Below are 16,842 nucleotides of genomic sequence, written 5' to 3'. Positions count from 1 at the left end.
AGGAATTATAGGTCATCGCCGAAGAGCGCCCCTGAGGCGTGCGCCAGGCCGAAGTGCCGCCAGGCCTCGGGAGTCGCGATGCGTCCTCGGGGCGTGCGGGTGAGCAGGCCGACGCGGACCAGGAAGGGTTCGACGACGGACTCGATCGTGTCGGCCTCTTCGCCCACCGAGACCGCGAGCGTGTTGAGGCCGACGGGCCCGCCGCCGAAGCGGGTCAACACCGTCTGGACGACCTCGCGGTCGAGGCGGTCGAGCCCCAACGAATCGACGTCGTAGAGGTCGAGCGCCTCGCGCACGGTCGTCAGGTCTGCGTCACGCCCGTGGACGAGCGCGTAGTCGCGAACGCGTCGGAGCAGTCGGTTCGCGATGCGGGGGGTGCCGCGGCAGCGTCCGGCGATCTCGGCCAGGGCGGCACCGTCGATGACGATGCCGAGCAGCGTCGCGGCCCGACGGAGGACTTCGGTCAATTCGGCCTCGTCGTAGAACTCGAGGTGCGCCGTGAAGCCGAAGCGGTCGCGCAGGGGATTCGGCAGCAGTCCGCTGCGGGTGGTGGCGCCGACGAGCGTGAAGGGTGACAGCTCGAGCGGGATGCTGGTCGCGCCCGCTCCCTTGCCCACCATGATGTCGATGCGATAGTCCTCCATCGCGAGGTAGAGCATCTCTTCGGCGGGTCTCGCCATGCGGTGGATCTCGTCGATGAAGAGCACCTCACCCGGCACGAGTGCGGAGAGGACGGCGGCGAGGTCACCGGCGTGCTGGATCGCGGGACCCGACGACATGCGCAGCGGCCGTGCCCCCTCGTGGGCGACGATCATCGCCAGGGTCGTCTTGCCGAGCCCGGGCGGCCCGGCGAGCAAGATGTGGTCGGGCGTGCGGCCCTGCATGGTCGCGGCCTTGAGCAACAGCTCGAGCTGGCCCCGGACCTTGGTCTGCCCGACGAACTCGCCGAGCGAGGTGGGCCGCAGCGCCCCCTCGAAGGCCAACTCGGCCTCGGACTCGAGGGTGGGTCGGGTCAGGTCGTCGTCGGTCACGCGCGGGCCCCGGCGGACTTCTGCGGCCCGAGGTGACCGAGAGCCGCGCGCAACAGCTGCGGCACGGCCACCGCGACGACGTCGCCCCGGTCGGCCACGACGGTGTCGATGGCGACCTGGGCCTCACGCTCGGACCAGCCGAGCCCGACCAGCGCGACGAGCACGTCGGCAGCCGTCGTGGACGCGGCCGTGACGGTCGGCGCGGTCGGTGCGACGTCGAGCTTGCCGGCCAACGACAGGACGATGAGTTTGGCCGTCTTGGGACCGATGCCCGAGACGCGGCGGAACGCGGCGTCGTCGTCGTCGGCCACAGCGGTGGCGACCTGATGAGGTGTGAGCGTCGAGAGGACGCCCTGGGCGGACTTCGGCCCGACGCCGGTGACGCTGCGCAGCAGGTCGAAGACTTCGAGTTCTTCCCGGTCGGCGAACCCGAAGAGCGAGAGGTCGTCTTCTCGGACGATCAACGCCGTGTGGACGAGCGCCTGCTCGCCGACGCGAACCGTCAGCGCGAGTTGCGGGGTGACCGACACCCGGAGGCCCACCCCGCCGACCTCGACCACGACCGACGTGCCGGACGCGGACAGGACGGTACCGCGGACACTCGAGATCATGCCCCCAGCCTAGGAGTGCGCACCGACTTCTCGGCGTCGCGCCACGCTCGCTGGGCAGGGGTGAGCGACCCCGAGGAGGCGCGGGCGGCGACGGGCGCGCCCCGCCAGGCATGACAGATGGCCAGGGCCAAGGCATCGGCGGCGTCTGCCGGCCGGGGGGCCTCGGCGAGCCCGAGCAAGCGGGCGACCATCGTGCCGACCTGCTTCTTGTCGGCGGACCCGTACCCGGTCACGGCCGCCTTCACCTCGGACGGCGTGTGCAGCGTGACGGGGATCTCGCGTTCGGCTGCGGCACGCAGGGCGAGGCCGCTGACCTGCGCAACCCCCATGACGCTGCGGACGTTCTGCTGGGCGAAGACCCGCTCGATCGCCATGGCGTCCGGCCGGTGTTCGTCGATGAGCGCCTCGAGACCGCGACCGAGGGCGAGGAGACGCAACTCGAGAGCAAGTTCGGGGGCGGTGCGGATGACCTGGACGTCGACCAGGGTCGCGCGCCGCTGGGCGTCGACCTCGACCACCCCGACCCCGCACCGGGTGAGCCCGGGGTCGATGCCGAGCACCCGGAGCGTCACCGTGTCGGCCTAGTCTTCGTCGTCGAGCGCGGCCTGCACGTCGGCGGGGACGTCGTGGTTCGCATAGACGTTCTGCACGTCGTCGTCGTCGTCGAGGGCGTCGATGAGGCGGAAGACCTTGCGGGCCGTCTCGAGGTCGACCTCGATCTTGAGCCCGGGGACGAACTCGATGTCGGCCGAGTCGTAGTCGATGCCGGCCTCTTGGAGGGCAGAGCGGGCCGGGACCAGGTCGGAGGCCTCGGTCACGATCTCGAAGCCCTCGCCGCGGTCGGTGACCTCTTCGGCCCCGGCGTCGAGGACGGCCGCGAGGACGTCGTCCTCGGTGAGGTCGTCGGTCTTCATGACGGCGATGACGCCCTTGCGGCTGAAGTTGTAGGCCACGCTGCCGGGGTCGGCCATCGTGCCACCGTTGCGCGACATGACGGTGCGGACGTTGGCGGCCGCACGGTTCTTGTTGTCGGTGAGGCACTCGATCAGCAGGGCGACGCCGTTGGGGCCGTAGCCCTCGTACATGATGGTCTGGTAGTCGACGCTCTCGCCGCTCAGACCGGCGCCGCGCTTGACGGCGCGGTCGATGTTGTCGTTGGGGACCGAGGTCTTCTTGGCCTTCTGGACGGCGTCGACCAGCGTGGGGTTGCCGGACATGTCGGCACCGCCCTGCTTGGCCGCGACCTCGATGTTCTTGATGAGCTTGGCGAACGACTTGGCACGGCGGCTGTCGATGACGGCCTTCTTGTGCTTGGTCGTTGCCCACTTGGAATGCCCGGACACGGTGCTCCTTCAGATGCTGACGTGGATCGCGACGAGTCTACCGCGACGCCCGCGCACGGGCCTTGTCGAGGAACCGCGCGTGGAACCTGAGGTCGTCGGTGACCTCGGGGTGGAACGAGGTGCCCATCAGGGGGCCCTGTTCGACGGCGACGACCCGGCCGTCCTCGAGGACGCCGATGGCCGTCGCGGCCGGCCCGACCTCGTCGACCACCGGGGCCCGGATGAACACCGCGTGCACCGGCGGGCCGTCGAGCACGGGGACGTCGACGTCGGTCTCGAACGACTCGGTCTGCGAGCCGAAGGCGTTGCGCCGCACCGAGACGTCCAGGCCGCCGAGGCTCTGCTGCCCCGGGATGCCGTCCACGATGCGGTCCGCGAGCATGATGAGCCCGGCACACGTGCCGTAGACAGGAAGACCTGACCCGATGGCGCGTCGGAGGGGCTCGTCGAGGCCGAACATGCGCGACAGCTTGTCCATGACGCTGGACTCGCCACCCGGGATCACCAGGCCGTCGATCTCGTCGAGCTCGGACGCACGGCGGACGGGCACGGCCTCGGCCCCCAGCGAGGTGAGGACGGCCAGGTGCTCACGAAAATCGCCCTGCAGGGCCAGGACTCCGACTCGAGGCGTTGGTTCGGTGGTCACCGACGATCGACCCCGGGGGTCACCAGCCGCGCTCGGCGAGGCGGTGGGGTGCGGGGAGATCGGGCACGTTGATGCCCACCATGGCCTCGCCGAGACCTCGCGAGGCGTCGGCCACGACCTGGGGGTCGTCGAAGAAGGTGGTGGCCTTGACGATCGCCTTCGCGCGGTCGGCCGGGTTGCCCGACTTGAAGATGCCCGAACCGACGAAGACGCCGTCGGCGCCGAGCTGCATCATGAGCGCCGCGTCCGCGGGCGTCGCGACGCCCCCGGCGGTGAAGAGGACGACGGGCAGCTTGCCGGTCTCGGCGATCTCTTTCACGAGCTCGAAGGGAGCCTGCAGCTCTTTGGCGGCGACGTAGAGCTCGTCGGCCTTGAGGCCCCGCAGCTGGGCGATCTCTTTGGAGATCGTGCGGATGTGCTTGGTCGCTTCCGACACGTCACCCGTGCCGGCCTCGCCCTTGGAGCGGATCATGGCCGCACCCTCGGTGATGCGGCGGAGCGCCTCGCCCAGGTTGGTGGCCCCGCACACGAAGGGGACGGTGAAGTTCCACTTGTCGATGTGGTTCACGTAGTCCGCGGGGCTCAGCACCTCGGACTCGTCGATGTAGTCGACGCCGAGGGTCTGCAGGATCTGCGCCTCGACGAAGTGGCCGATGCGGGCTTTCGCCATGACGGGGATCGACACGGCGGCGACGATCTCGTCGATCATGTCGGGGTCGCTCATGCGGGCGACCCCGCCCTGCGACCGGATGTCGGCGGGAACGCGCTCGAGGGCCATGACGGCGACCGCTCCGGCGTCTTCGGCGATCTTCGCCTGCTCCACGTTGACGACGTCCATGATGACGCCGCCCTTGAGCATCTCGGCGAGACCGCGCTTGACGCGGCTCGAACCGGTGGTGGAGGACTGGCTGGAGGCAGGGGTCGTGTCGCTCATGATGGCCCCTATCTTAGGCCCGATCAGCGGTCGGGTGACGCCGCCGGGACAGGACCGGCGCCTCCGGTCGGCCAGGCCTCGGCGACCGCGACGCGGACGTCGCCGAGCAACTGCGTGACGGCCTTCGTCTGCGCGATGATCGGGAAGAAGTTCGAGTCGCCGCCGTAACGGGGCACCACGTGCTGGTGCAGGTGGGCGGCGATGCCGGCTCCGCCGACCTGCCCCTGGTTCATGCCGATGTTGAAGCCCTGCGCGTGCGACACCCGGGTGAGGACCCGCATGGCGGTCTGCGTCAGCGACGCGATCTCGGCCACCTCGTCGGTCGTCGCGAGGTCGTAGGTCGAGACGTGCCGGTAGGGGCAGACCAACAGGTGGCCGGGGTTGTAGGGGTAGAGGTTGAGCAACACGTAGGCGTGTTCGCCCCTCGCCACGATGAGGGCCTCGTCGTCGGACCTCGACGGGGCACTGCAGAACGGGCAGGAGTCGTCATGGGCATCCTGGCCCGCCTCGACGTAGACGGCGCGATGGGGCGTCCAGAGTCGCTGGAAGGCGTCGGGGACCGCGGCGAAGTCGGAGGAGCGCTCGGCTGTGGTCCCGTCGGCGCCCACGCTCAGACCTGGGCCTTGGTCTCGATGGCCGCGACGATCTTCGCGATCGCCTCGTCGAGCGGCACGCCGTTCTCCTGCGAGCCGTCGCGGTAGCGGAAGCTGACGGCACCGGCCGCACGGTCGTCCTCGCCGGCGATCAGCTGGAACGGCACCTTGGCCTTGGTGTGCGTCCGGATCTTCTTCGGCATGCGGTCGTCGCTGTGGTCGACCTGGGCCCGGACGCCGACGTCGCGGAGGCGCGCCACGACCCCGTCGAGGTAGTCGCCGTACTCGTCGGCGACGGGGATCGCCACGACCTGGACCGGTGCGAGCCAGACCGGGAACGCACCCGCGTAGTGCTCGGTGAGCACGCCGAAGAAACGCTCGATCGAGCCGAACAGCGCCCGGTGGATCATCACCGGTCGCTGCCGGGACCCGTCGGCCGCCGTGTACTCGAGGTCGAATCGCTCGGGCAGGTTGAAGTCGAGCTGGACCGTGGACATCTGCCAGGTGCGCCCGATCGCGTCGCGCGCCTGGACCGAGATCTTGGGCCCGTAGAACGCCGCACCGGCGGGATCGGGCACGAGCTCGAGACCGGTCTCTTCCGCGACCTGTCGCAGGGTCGCCGTCGCCTCGTCCCAGGTGGCGTCGTCGCCCACGTACTTCTCGGGGTCCTTCGTGGAGAGTTCGAGGTAGAAGTCGTCGAGTCCGTAGTCGCGCAGCAGGCTGAGGACGAAGTCGAGGGTGCCCTTGAGCTCGGCCGCCATGTCGTCACGGGTGGTGAAGATGTGCGCGTCGTCCTGGGTCATGCCGCGCACGCGGGTGAGGCCGTGGATGACGCCCGACTTCTCGTTGCGGTACACCGTGCCGAACTCGAACAGGCGCTGAGGCAGGTCGCGGTACGACTTGGCCGACGACCGGTACGCGAGGATGTGCATCGGGCAGTTCATCGGCTTGAGGTAGTAGTCCGCACCCTGACGGGTGATCTCGCCCTCGTCGTTGCGCGCCTCGTCGAGGTGCATCGCCGGGAACATGCCGTCTTTGTACCAACCCAGGTGGCCCGAGGTCTCGAACAGGGCCGCCTTGGTGATGTGCGGCGTGTAGACGAACTCGTACCCGGCCTTCTCGTGGCGTTCGCGCGAGTAGTCCTCCATCTGGCGACGGATGATGCCGCCCTTGGGGTGGAAGATCGCGAGACCCGAGCCGATCTCGTCGGGGAACGAGAAGAGGTCGAGCTCGGCGCCGAGCTTGCGGTGGTCGCGCTTGGCGGCCTCCTCGAGTCGGGCCTGGTAAGCGCGGAGGTCGTCCTTGGTGGGCCACGCCGTGCCGTAGATCCGCTGCAGCTGGGGGTTCTTCTCGGACCCGCGCCAGTAGGCGGCCGCCACACGCATCAGCTTGGTGGCGTTGCCCAGGAGGCGCGTGCTGGGCACGTGCGGCCCGCGGCAGAGGTCGAACCAGACGACCTCGCCGGTCTTCGGGTCGAGGTTGTCGTAGACCGTGAGCTCGGCCCCGCCGACCTCGACCGACTCGCCGTCGGCTCCGAGCTCGTCGGCCGAGCCGCCCTTGAGCCCGATCAGCTCGAGCTTGAACGGCTCGTGGGCGAGCAGTACGCGGGCCTCGTCATCGCTGACGACGCGGCGACGGAAACGCTGGCCCTGGCGGATGATGCGCTCCATGCCCTTCTCGATCGCCTTGAGGTCGTCGGGGGTGAAGGGCTCGGCGACGTCGAAGTCGTAGTAGAAGCCGTCGGTGACGGGCGGCCCGATGCCGAGCTTCGCCTCGGGGTTGATCTGCTGCACGGCCTGGGCCATGACGTGCGCCGCCGAGTGGCGCAGGATCGCCAGGCCGTCGGGTGAGTCGATCGTGACCGGCTCGGCCACGTCGCCCGCCTGCAGCTCGGTCGCCAGGTCTCGCAGCTCGCCGGCCACGCGGACGGCCACGACCGCCTTGTCGGTGAACAGCTCGAAGCCGGTCGTCGTCTCGGTGGCCTCGACGGCCGAGAGGCCGGACGGGGCTGGGGAGGCGGTCGGGTCGAGGTCGGTCTGGTCGGACACGGCGGTGGTTCCTATCGTCGAGGGGCGGGGACCACTTTAGCCGTCGACCGACCACGGTCCGGCCGGGACCGCCCCGGTGGACGACGCGCCCGCGGGACGGCTCAGGCGGCGCGCAGCTCGGTCGAGCAGGCCTCGGCCGCGACCCAGGCGAGCATGCCGCACTTGACCCTCATGACGAACTTCGAGACCCCGTGGAACACGACGGCGTCGCCGAGCACCTCGTCGTCGGGCTCACCGGCGCCCCGGGACCGCATCATCTCGCGGAACTCCCCCACGAGCGCATCGAACTCGGGCAGCGTGCGACCCGGGGCCAACTGCGCCAGCACGGAGGCCGAGGCCATCGAGATGCTGCACCCCGCGCCCTGCCAGCGCAGGTCGGCGATGCGGTCGGTGCCGGGCTCGAGGGCGACGCGGACGGTGATCTCGTCACCGCAGGTCGGGTTGCGTTCGTGGTGCTGCACGTCGGCTCCGGGCAGCTCGCCGTCGCCGTGCCGCGCCTTGGCGTGATCGAGGATGACCTGCTGGTACAGGCCGTCGAGGGCGGCGCTCACCGCGCCTCCTCGGCCTTCTCGTCGGCGGCCGTCGGGCCCGCGACGCCGAAGTAGTCGCGGACCTCGGCGACCCCGGCGACCAGCCGGTCGACCTCGTCGCTCGACGAGTACAGGTACGTGCTGGCGCGCGTCGTGGCCGTCACTCCGAGGCGACGATGGAGCGGTTGGGCGCAGTGGTGGCCGACGCGCACGGCGATGCCCCGGGCGTCGAGGAACTGGCCGACGTCGTGGGCGTGCACCCCGTCGACGACGAAGCTGGCGAGTCCCGACCGGGGCACCCCGGCGGGCGGTCCCACGACCGTGACGCCGTCGAGCGCGTCGAGACCGCGGACGAGCAGGTCGGCGAGGGCCTCCTCGTGCTCGCGTACGCGGTCCATGCCGACGGCGTCGAGGTAACGCACGGCCTCGGCGAGGGCCACGGCCTGCGACACGGGCTGCGTACCGGCCTCGAAGCGCTGCGGGGCGGGGAGGTACTCGGCGCCCTCCATCGTGACCGTCGTGATCATCGACCCGCCGGTGCGGAAGGGCGGCAGGGCGTTCAACAGCTCGGCCTTGCCGTAGAGGACGCCGATGCCCGTGGGCCCCAACATCTTGTGGCCCGAGAACGCGGCGAAGTCGACGTCGAGGCCGTGCAGGTCGACGGGTCGGTGCGGCGCCGACTGGCACGCGTCGAGGACGACGAGGGCGCCGACGGCGCGCGCCAGCGCCACGAGCTCGGCGACGGGCGCGACGAAGCCGGTGACGTTCGAGACGTGGGCGAAGGCGAGGAGGCGCGTGCGGGGTCCGATCACGGACGCCGCGTCGGCGGTGGTCCAGGTGCCGTCGTCGCGGACGGGCACGAAACGCACCGTGGCGCCCGTCGTCGCGGCGAGTTCCTGCCACGGGACGAGGTTGGCGTGGTGCTCGGCCTCGGTGACGACGATCTCGTCACCGGGTGCGAGGGCGAAGCGTCGCGCGGCCTCGCCGCCCCGGCCGTGCGTGGCGTTCGCGACGCCGTACGCCACGAGGTTGAGCGCGTCGGTCGCGTTCGAGGTCCAGACGATCTCGTCGACGTCGGCACCGACGAAGCGGGCGACGGTCTCGCGTGCCTCTTCGTAGGCCTCGGTCGACAGGGCCGCGAGCGTGTGCGCCCCACGGTGCACGGCCGAGTTCGTCGTCTCGAGGAAGCGGCGCTCGGCGGCGAGCACGGATGCGGGCCGCTGGGCGGTCGCCCCCGAGTCGAGGTAGGCGAGCGGCTCGCCGTTGACCTCCTGCCGAAGCAGCGGGAAGTCGGCGCGCAGACGGCGGGCGTCCTCGTCGGACAGCCCCGGACGGGCGGTGGATGGTGCGGAGGAGGTGGTGGTCACGATGTCCCTTCCCGTCGATCGTAGCGAGGCACCCCGAGGGGCCCGGCTCCGGCCGACACGGGACGCAACGGCCGACGGCCGCGCGGTGTTCCCGACCCTGTGGCTGTGACGCCCCGTGTCGCGCACGTCGCACACGTCGGGGGTCGGGGCCAGAGTGGTGGCGACGAACGGAGCACACCATGACGACCACCCCCGGCCGCATCGAGACCACCCACGCGGGAAGCCTGCCGCGCACACCCGAGCTGATCGCCGCGAACGACGCGCGCGCCCTCGGCGAGGACGGCTTCACCCTCGAGCGCACGCCCGAGTTCGACGCCCTGCTGACCGACGCCGTCGTCGATCTCGTCCGGCGCCAGAACGATCTCGGCATCACCATCGTCGGCGACGGCGAGTACGGCAAGGCGATGACGAGCGCCGTCGACTACGGCGCCTGGTGGTCGTACTCGTTCCAGCGCGTGAGCGGTCTCTCGTTGACGGGGTCGGACATCTTCAGCCAGCCGGCCGTGCGGTCCTCCCCCGGCGACGTGCGGCTGACGTCGTTCCCCGACCGTCGCGACTGGCAGACGTTCCACGACGCCTACACCGACCCGACCTCGGGCATCGGCACGGGCTCGGGCGCCACGCCGTTCCCGAGCACGACGGGCCCGCTGGCGTACGTCGGACGGGCCGCCATCGCCTCGGACATCGCCAACCTCAAGGCCGGCCTCGAGGCGAGCGGTTCGCCCTCGGGCTTCATCACCTCGCTGTCACCGGGCAGCGGAGCCCGCATCGCGAACGACTTCTACGCCACCGACGAAGAGCACATCTGGGCCTGGGCCGAGGTGCTGCGCGAGGAGTACACGGCGATCGTCGAGGCCGGCCTGACCGTGCAGATCGACGACCCCTCGATCGCCGAGAACTGGGACCAGATCAACCCCGAGCCGAGCGTCGAGGACTACCGCGCGTTCACCCGCATCCGGGTCGAGGCGCTCAACCACGCCCTCCGCGGCCTGCCGCCCGAGCAGGTGCGGTTCCACCTCTGTTGGGGCTCGTGGCACGGCCCGCACACGACCGACGTGGAGTTCCGCCACATCGTCGACCTCATGCTCGAGATCGACGCGGGCTCCTACTCGTTCGAGGCGGCCAACGTCCGTCACGACCACGAGTGGAAGCTCTGGCGCGACGTCGAGCTGCCCGCGGGCAAGAAGATCGTGCCGGGGGTCGTCAGCCACGCCACGAACGTGGTCGAGCACCCCGAACTCGTGGCCGACCGCATCGAACGGTTCGCCTCCCTGGTCGGCCCCGAGAACGTCGTCGCCTCCACCGACTGCGGCCTGGGCGGTCGCATCCACCCGCAGATCGCCGTCGCCAAGCTGGCCTCGCTCGGCGAGGGCGCGCGCATCGCCTCGCACCGCCTGTTCGGCTGAGCGTCCGCGGCGGAGTCGACCCGCGCCTCCTGGTCCCCGATCGAGGAGGCGCGGGTCGATCGTCGCGCGGACGTCCCGTCAGTCGTCGAGCGGCTTGAGCACCCGCTGAAGGAACTGCTGCGTCCGGGCCTCGCGCGGGCGGGACAAGACGTCGGCGGGACGGCCCCGCTCGACGACGACGCCGGCGTCCATGAAGAGCAGCTCGTCGGCCACCCGTCGGGCGAACTCGAGCTCGTGGGTGACGACGATCATCGTCCAGCCCTCGTCGGCGAGTTCCTTCACGACGGTGAGCACGTCACCGACCAGTTCGGGGTCGAGGGCCGAGGTCGGCTCGTCGAAGAGCAAGAGTTCGGGCCGCAGGGCGAGCGCGCGCACGATGCCCACGCGCTGCTGCTGGCCTCCCGAGAGCTCGGCCGGGTAGGCGCCGGCCTTCTCGGCGAGGCCCACGCGCGCGAGGAGCGCCTCGGCCTCGGCCCGCGCCTCCTTCGGATCGCGTCCCTGGACGCGCACCGGTCCCTCGACCACGTTCTGCAGCACCGTGAGGTGCGGGAACAGGTTGAAGTGCTGGAACACCATCGACGAGCGGTCGCGGAGGGCCAGCAGGTCGCGCTTGCCGACCGTCGTGCCGAAGTCGATGGAGCGGCCGTCGGAGAGCGTGACGACTCCCCCGTCGGGCACCTCGAGGCTGTTGAGCGACCGCAGCACAGTCGTCTTGCCCGACCCCGAAGGGCCGATGATGGCGACGACGCGTCCGCGGTGCACCTCGAGATCGATGCCGCGCAGCACCTCGTTCGCGCCGAACGCCTTGTGCAGGCCTCGGACGGTCAGCACGGGGGCACCGGTCGCGCCGGAGGGCCGGGGCGGGGTGACGTCAGCGGGCAACGTGGCGGTCCAATCTCTTCTCGAGGGCGTCCTGCCCGAACGACAGGATCAGGCAGATCACCCAGTAGACCAGGGCGGCCTCGAGGTAGATGAGCAGGAACTGGTTCGAGACCGTCGCGATCTGCTGCGCCTGACGGAAGAGCTCGACGACGAGGATGACGCTCGCCAACGAGGTGTCCTTGACCAGGCTGATGAAGGTGTTCGACAGCGGCGGCACCGAGACGCGGGCCGCCTGCGGCAGGATGATCCGCCGCAGGGCGAGCCCCCGCGACATGCCGATCGTGTGGGCGGCCTCCCATTGCCCCTTGGGCACCGAGAGGATGGCCGCGCGGATGACCTCGGCCGCGTACCCGCCGACGTTCAAGGAGAACGCGATGATGGCGCTGGGCCAGGGATCGAGCTTGACGCCGATCGACGGAAGGCCGTAGAAGACGACGAAGAGCTGCACGAGCAGCGGCGTGCCCCGGATGATCGAGATGTAGACCCGGGCGATGCCCGCGAGGACCGTCTGGCCCGACAGGCGCATCAGCGCGATGACGACGGCGATGACCAGCCCGATCGCCATCGACGCGAAGGCGAGCGGGATCGACGCGACGAGCGCCCCCGACACGATCGGCCAGAGCGACCGCCAGAAGAGGTCGACGGAGGACTGCACGCCTACTCGCTGACGTCCTGGCCGAAGTACTTCTCGCTGATGGTCGCCAGCGTGCCGTCGGCCTTCAGCTCGGCGAGGGCGTCGTCGATCGCCGTCACGAGGTCGTCGCTGCCCTTGGTGGTGACCAGGGCCGAGCGCGACACGTCGTCGGTGGTCGCCGCGATCTTGATGCCGGCGGCCTGGTCGGGGTTGGTCTTGACGTAGTCGAGGAAGGTCAGCTCGTCGTTGACCGTCGCGTCGATGCGGCCCTGCTCGAGGAGCGCGACCGACTGGGCCCAGCCCTCGACGACCTGCACGTCCGCGCCCGCGTCCTTGGCGGTCGTGTAGAAGTTGCTCGACTGCGACTGGGCCGTCGTCTTGCCCTTCAGGTCGGCGAGCGAGGTGATGTCGGTGTTGTCGGCGGGAGTGATGACGACACCGCGGCTGACCGTGTAGGGCGTCGAGAAGTCGTACGTGGCCTCACGCTCGTCGGTGATCGAGATCTGGTTCGCCACGAGGTCGAAGCGGCCGGCGGTGAGCCCGGCGAGCAGGGCGTCGAACTGCGTCTCCTCGAAGGTCGGGGTGACGCCGAGCTTCTCGGCGACGGCCGTGGCGACGTCGACGTCGTAGCCGGTCAGTGCGCCGGCCCCGCCCTCGTGGTAGGTGAACGGCTGGTAGGTGCCCTCGGTGCCGATGACGAGCTCGCCGGCCGCCTGGATGTCGGACAAGCTCTTCGCCGCGCTCGTGTCCGCGGTCGCGCTGCCGGTGGACTGGACGACCCCGTCCGTGGAGGCGGGCGCGCAGGCTGCCAGCGCGATGGCGGCGGCGGCGACGACGCCGACGGAGGCGAGTCGACGGACGGTGCGGACGGCGGTGATCTTCACGAGGGTTCCTTTGCTGCGGCTCGGGGGTCGGACGAGCCTCCCGACACTAACGCCGCGGGGGCGGACGGGATTCCCGATGACTCCGCATGACGTGGCGGCCACGGAGGCCGGGCGTCGTCGCGCACCCGGCGGCGTCGCCACGCACCCGTCAGCGTCGCGCGATCGCCTCCGCCACCGAGGGGGCGCCGTCGAGGCGCACGTGCCGGTGGGCCACGTCGTCGGCCGAGACGGCGACGGTGCTGAGCGACAGCGAGTGGAAGAGGTGCCCGTCGACCAGGTCGGCCCGCACGAGCGCGTCGTCGTCGTCCGTCGGCAGGGCGCTGCTCTCGCGCAGCAGGTCGAGCCACGGCGTCCAGCTGCCCTCGCCCTCGGTCGCCGCCGGCAACGGACCGGTCGGAGGCGCGACGTCACGGAACCGAGGCAGCCAGCGGTCGACACGCGGCACGGACCGGTCGTCGGGGGCGGCGTGCGTGAGCAGGTGCACCCCGGGGGCGAGGCGGACCGTCTCGGTGGCGATGCCGTCCCAGAGGGAGTGCACCGCGCCTCCTGCGTCCGCCGTGAGCAGGTTGAAGGTGCGGGTCGTCTGCGGGCCGTCGGGCAGGACGCCGCCGGCGGCCGCCCTCAGGGGCAGGGCGCCTCGGGTGGTCCATCCGCCGGCCGGCGGTGCGGGCGTCTCGTGACGGTTCAACACGACGCTCGCACGACTCGGCCCCCGGGCGGTGGCCAACCACGCGCCGCCCGCCTCGCGGTCGTGTACCCCGGTCACCCGCTCGCCGAGGTCGGGCCACCAGGGGCCCGGCTCGTCCCAGGGGCGGTCGGGCGACTCGTCACGGAGTCCCAGGAAGACGACGGGCCAGGGCTCGCTCGGCTGGACGGCGACGACGACGGTGCACATGGGGGTCCTCAGCGTGGGGTCTCGTCGGGGCGGGGCCGACGCTCGGCCGCGGGATGCGGCATCGTGGGGGGCAACGCTACCGACCCGGCTCCGGGTCGGCCGACCGACGCATGGATCGACGAGGCCCACCGTGACGCACGACCACCCCCGCTCCTCCCCCGCCGACGCCCCGCGTCGCTTGTCCGTCGTCGTCGGCGTCTCGGGCGGCATCGCGGCGTACAAGGCCGTGGGGGTCGTCCGCGGCCTCGTGCTCCGAGGTCACGACGTGCACGTCGTGCCGACCGAGGCCGCCCTTCGCTTCGTCGGGGCACCCACCTGGGAGGCCACGAGCCGCAACCCCGTGCACACGTCCGTCTTCGACGACGTCGCCGAGGTACGGCACGTGGCGCTGGGGCAACGGGCCGACCTGATCGTCGTGGCACCGGCGACCGCCCACACCCTCGCCAAGATCGCCCACGGGCTGTCGGACGACCTGCTCGGCACGACGATCCTCGCGAGCACCGCACCGCTCGTCGTCGCACCCGCCATGCACACCGAGATGTGGCTGAATCCGGCCACGGTCGCGAACGTCGACCTGCTGAGGTCGCGCGGGGTGACCGTCGTCGGGCCGGACGACGGACCGCTGACCGGGGGCGACGTCGGACCCGGGCGTCTCGTCGAGCCCGACGAGATCGTCGCCACGGCCCTCGCCCGGTTCTCCGACGCGACCGGTCGCGCGGCCTCCCCCGCCGCCGTCCCGGGCGATCGGGACGAGGAGGCGCGGGTCGCCGACCTGGACGGCCTGCGGCTGGTCGTCTCCCTCGGCGGCACCCGCGAACCCCTCGATCCCGTGCGGTTCGTCGGCAACCGATCCAGCGGCAAGCAGGGAGCGGCTCTCGCCTTGGCCGCTGCCCGACGCGGCGCACGCGTCACCGTCGTCGCCGCTGCCCTCGACGGAGCCGTGCGGCAGATGCTCGAGACGGGCGACGTCATCGACGTCGTCGAGGTCGGCACGGCCCTCGAACTCGAGGCCGCGATGACCGAGCACGCGCCGGTCGCCGACGTCGTCGTGATGGCCGCGGCGGTCGCCGACTACCGGCCCGTCTCGGTGGCCGACGGGAAGATCCGGAAGGACGAATCGGGCGACGAACTGACCGTCCGTCTGGTGCGCACCCCGGACGTCCTGGCCGGGCTCGTGGCCCGTCGGGCCGTGGGGCAGGTGGTCGTCGGCTTCGCGGCCGAGACGGCGGCCGACCGGGACGAACTGCTCTCGCTCGGGCGCGCCAAGCAGCGGCGGAAGGGAGCGGACCTGCTGGTCCTCAACACGGTGGGGTGGACGACCGGCTTCGGCAGCGACGACACGGCGGTCGTGGTGATCGACGCCGACGGCGAGGTGGTGTCCGAGGCCGAGGGGACGAAGACCGCCGTGGCCGAGACGGTGCTCGACGCCGTGGCTCTCCGTCGTGTCGTGGGTCGTGGGTCGGGTGGTGGCACGTCTCCGGTGCTCCCCGCCGCGTCGTCGGGAGGGCGCGCATGAGCCCCCGCGAGCAGGCCGACCCCCGCCTCGGCACGACCGTCGGCGGTCGCTACCGCCTCGACGCGATCGTCGGTCGCGGTGGCATGGGGGCCGTCTACCGAGCGAACGACCTCGACCTCGGTCGGGTGGTCGCCGTCAAGCTCTTCTCGTCGGACGGGCACGACGTCCACGACCTCAGTCGGCAGGTCAGCGAGGTGCGCCTCCTCGCCTCCCTCAACCACCCGGGGCTCGTCACGCTCTACGACGCCCGGGTCGAGGGCGAGGGCCACGACGACGACGCCTACCTCGTGATGGAGTACGTCGACGGTCCGACCCTGCAGACCGTGCTCGCCGACGGGCCGCTGTCACACGCCCAGGCCGCGGCGCTGCTCGGCGACGTCGCGGACGGCCTGGCGGCGGTCCACCGTGCGGGCGTCGTCCACCGGGACGTCAAGCCCGCGAACATCCTGCTCGCGGCACCGCACCACGACGGCGAGCCCCGCAGGGCGAAGCTCGCCGACTTCGGGATCGCCTACCTGATCGACTCGACGCGGGTGACGGCCACGGGCACCTTGATGGGCACCGCCGCCTTCGTCAGCCCGGAGCAGGCCGAGGGGCGACCGCCGGCCCCCGCGTCCGACGTCTATTCGCTCGGTCTGGTCCTGGTCGAGGCGCTGACCGGGCAACGCGTCTTCACGGGTTCGGTCGTCGAGTCCGTCATGGCTCGCCTGACTCGAGACCCCGAGATCCCGGCCTCGATCGGTTCGGGGTGGGCGGAGCTGCTGACGCGCATGACCTCGCGTGCACCGGAGGACCGCCCGGCCGCCACGGAGGTCGCCCGTGCGGCCCGCACGCTGGCCGTCGAGGGAGCCGGGTCCACCGACGCCGTCACGCGCGTCATGGCCGCTCCCGACGTGCCGACGGCCGCTCTGCCCGGCGGCGACACGCCCACCCGGGCCCTGACCCGGGACGACGCTCGCACGCAGGTGCTCGGAGCGGGAGCGGCCTCCAGGGCGGACGCGACGGACCTCGTCGCCGACGTCGAGCCCGACGACGGGAAGCGGAAGCGCCGGCGCTGGCCGCTCGTGCTGGCGGCGATCGTCGTCGCGGTGCTCCTGGCGGCCGGCATCGGTTGGGCCGCCACCCGCGACGAGGGAACGGTCGATCCGACGGAGAGCACGAGTCCGAGCGTCGAGAGGGATCCGTCGACGACGCCGTCCGAGTCGTCGGACGAGGACTCGCCGTCGCCGTCCGACGACTCCACCGACGAGTCACCGGCGGACCCGGCTCCCTCCGATGAGGTGAGCCCCACCCAGGAGGCGCCGGTCGAGCCGACGACGCAGCCGACGGTCGACCCCGTGACGCCCCCGACGGTCGACGTTCCCGGTGTCGACGTCCCCGGCGGCAACAGCGGGCCCGGCAACAGCGGAAACGGCAACGGGAACGGGAACGGCGGACCGGGCAACAACGGCAACGGAAACGGCCGGGGCAACGGAATCGGTCTCGGGACAGGAACCGGCACCCCCTAGAGGCAGCCGCAAGT

The 16,842-nt window shown here is 71.4% G+C and carries 17 protein-coding genes; 3 read left to right on the top strand and 14 right to left on the bottom strand.

The genetic code is table 11. The annotated features are described in order from the left end of the window. Positions 1–5: 5 nt before the first annotated feature. The 10 genes from ruvB to ASE87_RS04900 form a co-directional block, all read right to left on the bottom strand. Positions 6–1,031, bottom strand: a complete 1,026-nt coding sequence (ruvB, locus tag ASE87_RS04945; RefSeq protein WP_043592723.1) for a Holliday junction branch migration DNA helicase RuvB — start codon at positions 1,029–1,031, stop codon at positions 6–8. Next, positions 1,028–1,642, bottom strand: a complete 615-nt coding sequence (gene ruvA, locus ASE87_RS04940) for a Holliday junction branch migration protein RuvA (protein WP_056226393.1) — start codon at positions 1,640–1,642, stop codon at positions 1,028–1,030. Before ruvA ends, ruvB begins: the two co-directional genes overlap by 4 nt. Beyond that, entirely contained in the window at positions 1,639–2,214 is a 576-nt protein-coding gene (gene ruvC, locus ASE87_RS04935) for a crossover junction endodeoxyribonuclease RuvC (RefSeq protein WP_056226390.1), read from the bottom strand. Before ruvC ends, ruvA begins: the two co-directional genes overlap by 4 nt. 9 nt (positions 2,215–2,223) lie before the next feature. Continuing rightward, entirely contained in the window at positions 2,224–2,985 is a 762-nt protein-coding gene (locus ASE87_RS04930) for a YebC/PmpR family DNA-binding transcriptional regulator (RefSeq protein ID WP_056226386.1), read from the bottom strand. Between the two features lie 37 nt (positions 2,986–3,022). Beyond that, positions 3,023–3,631, bottom strand: a complete 609-nt coding sequence (gene pdxT / locus ASE87_RS04925; protein ID WP_056226382.1) for a pyridoxal 5'-phosphate synthase glutaminase subunit PdxT — start codon at positions 3,629–3,631, stop codon at positions 3,023–3,025. Positions 3,632–3,650: 19 nt separating this feature from the next. Continuing rightward, the gene (gene pdxS, locus ASE87_RS04920; RefSeq protein ID WP_043592715.1) at positions 3,651–4,565 is read right to left on the bottom strand and encodes a pyridoxal 5'-phosphate synthase lyase subunit PdxS; all 915 of its coding nucleotides are present in this window, start codon (positions 4,563–4,565) and stop codon (positions 3,651–3,653) included. Positions 4,566–4,588: 23 nt separating this feature from the next. Next, positions 4,589–5,173 (bottom strand): HIT domain-containing protein, encoded by a 585-nt coding sequence (locus tag ASE87_RS04915; RefSeq protein ID WP_043592713.1) that lies wholly within the window; start codon positions 5,171–5,173, stop codon positions 4,589–4,591. A gap of 2 nt (positions 5,174–5,175) precedes the next feature. Further along, on the bottom strand, positions 5,176–7,113 hold the full coding sequence (thrS, locus tag ASE87_RS04910) for a threonine--tRNA ligase (RefSeq protein ID WP_056226891.1): 1,938 nt from the start codon (positions 7,111–7,113) through the stop codon (positions 5,176–5,178). 194 nt (positions 7,114–7,307) lie between these two features. Beyond that, positions 7,308–7,757, bottom strand: a complete 450-nt coding sequence (gene sufU, locus ASE87_RS04905) for a Fe-S cluster assembly sulfur transfer protein SufU (RefSeq protein WP_056226379.1) — start codon at positions 7,755–7,757, stop codon at positions 7,308–7,310. Beyond that, positions 7,754–9,106, bottom strand: a complete 1,353-nt coding sequence (locus tag ASE87_RS04900) for an aminotransferase class V-fold PLP-dependent enzyme (RefSeq protein ID WP_369813996.1) — start codon at positions 9,104–9,106, stop codon at positions 7,754–7,756. Before ASE87_RS04900 ends, sufU begins: the two co-directional genes overlap by 4 nt. A gap of 176 nt (positions 9,107–9,282) precedes the next feature. Here ASE87_RS04900 and ASE87_RS04895 point away from each other — a divergent pair, with 176 nt between their 5' ends. Further along, positions 9,283–10,509: a cobalamin-independent methionine synthase II family protein gene (locus ASE87_RS04895; protein ID WP_056226376.1), complete on the top strand. Its 1,227-nt coding sequence runs from the start codon at positions 9,283–9,285 to the stop codon at positions 10,507–10,509. Positions 10,510–10,587: 78 nt separating this feature from the next. Here the strand turns inward: ASE87_RS04895 and ASE87_RS04890 are convergent, their stop codons facing one another. From ASE87_RS04890 to ASE87_RS04875, 4 genes are all read right to left on the bottom strand, one after another. After that, positions 10,588–11,391 (bottom strand): amino acid ABC transporter ATP-binding protein, encoded by an 804-nt coding sequence (locus ASE87_RS04890; RefSeq protein WP_043592707.1) that lies wholly within the window; start codon positions 11,389–11,391, stop codon positions 10,588–10,590. Continuing rightward, entirely contained in the window at positions 11,381–12,046 is a 666-nt protein-coding gene (locus tag ASE87_RS04885; RefSeq protein WP_056226373.1) for an amino acid ABC transporter permease, read from the bottom strand. The genes ASE87_RS04890 and ASE87_RS04885 overlap by 11 nt, the downstream gene beginning before the upstream one ends. A gap of 2 nt (positions 12,047–12,048) precedes the next feature. Next, positions 12,049–12,903 carry an amino acid ABC transporter substrate-binding protein gene (locus ASE87_RS04880; protein WP_043592870.1) on the bottom strand — a complete coding sequence of 285 codons (855 nt, stop codon included), beginning with the start codon at positions 12,901–12,903 and terminating at the stop codon, positions 12,049–12,051. 154 nt (positions 12,904–13,057) lie between these two features. Further along, positions 13,058–13,804, bottom strand: coding sequence for an NRDE family protein (locus ASE87_RS04875; protein ID WP_056226370.1), 747 nt, complete (start codon positions 13,802–13,804; stop codon positions 13,058–13,060). A 178-nt stretch (positions 13,805–13,982) separates the two neighbouring features. Here ASE87_RS04875 and coaBC point away from each other — a divergent pair, with 178 nt between their 5' ends. After that, a complete protein-coding gene (gene coaBC / locus ASE87_RS04870) occupies positions 13,983–15,320 on the top strand; it encodes a bifunctional phosphopantothenoylcysteine decarboxylase/phosphopantothenate--cysteine ligase CoaBC (protein WP_082452293.1) in 1,338 nt (445 codons plus the stop codon). Then, on the top strand, positions 15,317–16,828 hold the full coding sequence (locus tag ASE87_RS04865) for a serine/threonine-protein kinase (RefSeq protein ID WP_056226367.1): 1,512 nt from the start codon (positions 15,317–15,319) through the stop codon (positions 16,826–16,828). Before coaBC ends, ASE87_RS04865 begins: the two co-directional genes overlap by 4 nt. The last annotated feature ends 14 nt before the right edge of the window (positions 16,829–16,842 follow it).

It is taken from the genome of Frigoribacterium sp. Leaf44, assembly GCF_001421865.1.
Classification (GTDB): domain Bacteria; phylum Actinomycetota; class Actinomycetes; order Actinomycetales; family Microbacteriaceae; genus Frigoribacterium.
Note: the sequence above shows the minus strand (reverse complement) of the source record. Positions and strands in the feature narration are given on the sequence as shown.

Bases quoted from the DNA above. Each gene is read 5' to 3' on its own strand.
- pdxS (WP_043592715.1), bottom strand. From the start codon at position 4,565: ATGAGCGACACGACCCCTGCCTCCAGCCAGTCCTCCACCACCGGTTCG.
- ASE87_RS04875 (WP_056226370.1), bottom strand. From the start codon at position 13,804: ATGTGCACCGTCGTCGTCGCCGTCCAGCCGAGCGAGCCCTGGCCCGTC.
- ruvA (WP_056226393.1), bottom strand. From the start codon at position 1,642: ATGATCTCGAGTGTCCGCGGTACCGTCCTGTCCGCGTCCGGCACGTCG.
- ASE87_RS04865 (WP_056226367.1), top strand. From the start codon at position 15,317: ATGAGCCCCCGCGAGCAGGCCGACCCCCGCCTCGGCACGACCGTCGGC.
- ASE87_RS04895 (WP_056226376.1), top strand. From the start codon at position 9,283: ATGACGACCACCCCCGGCCGCATCGAGACCACCCACGCGGGAAGCCTG.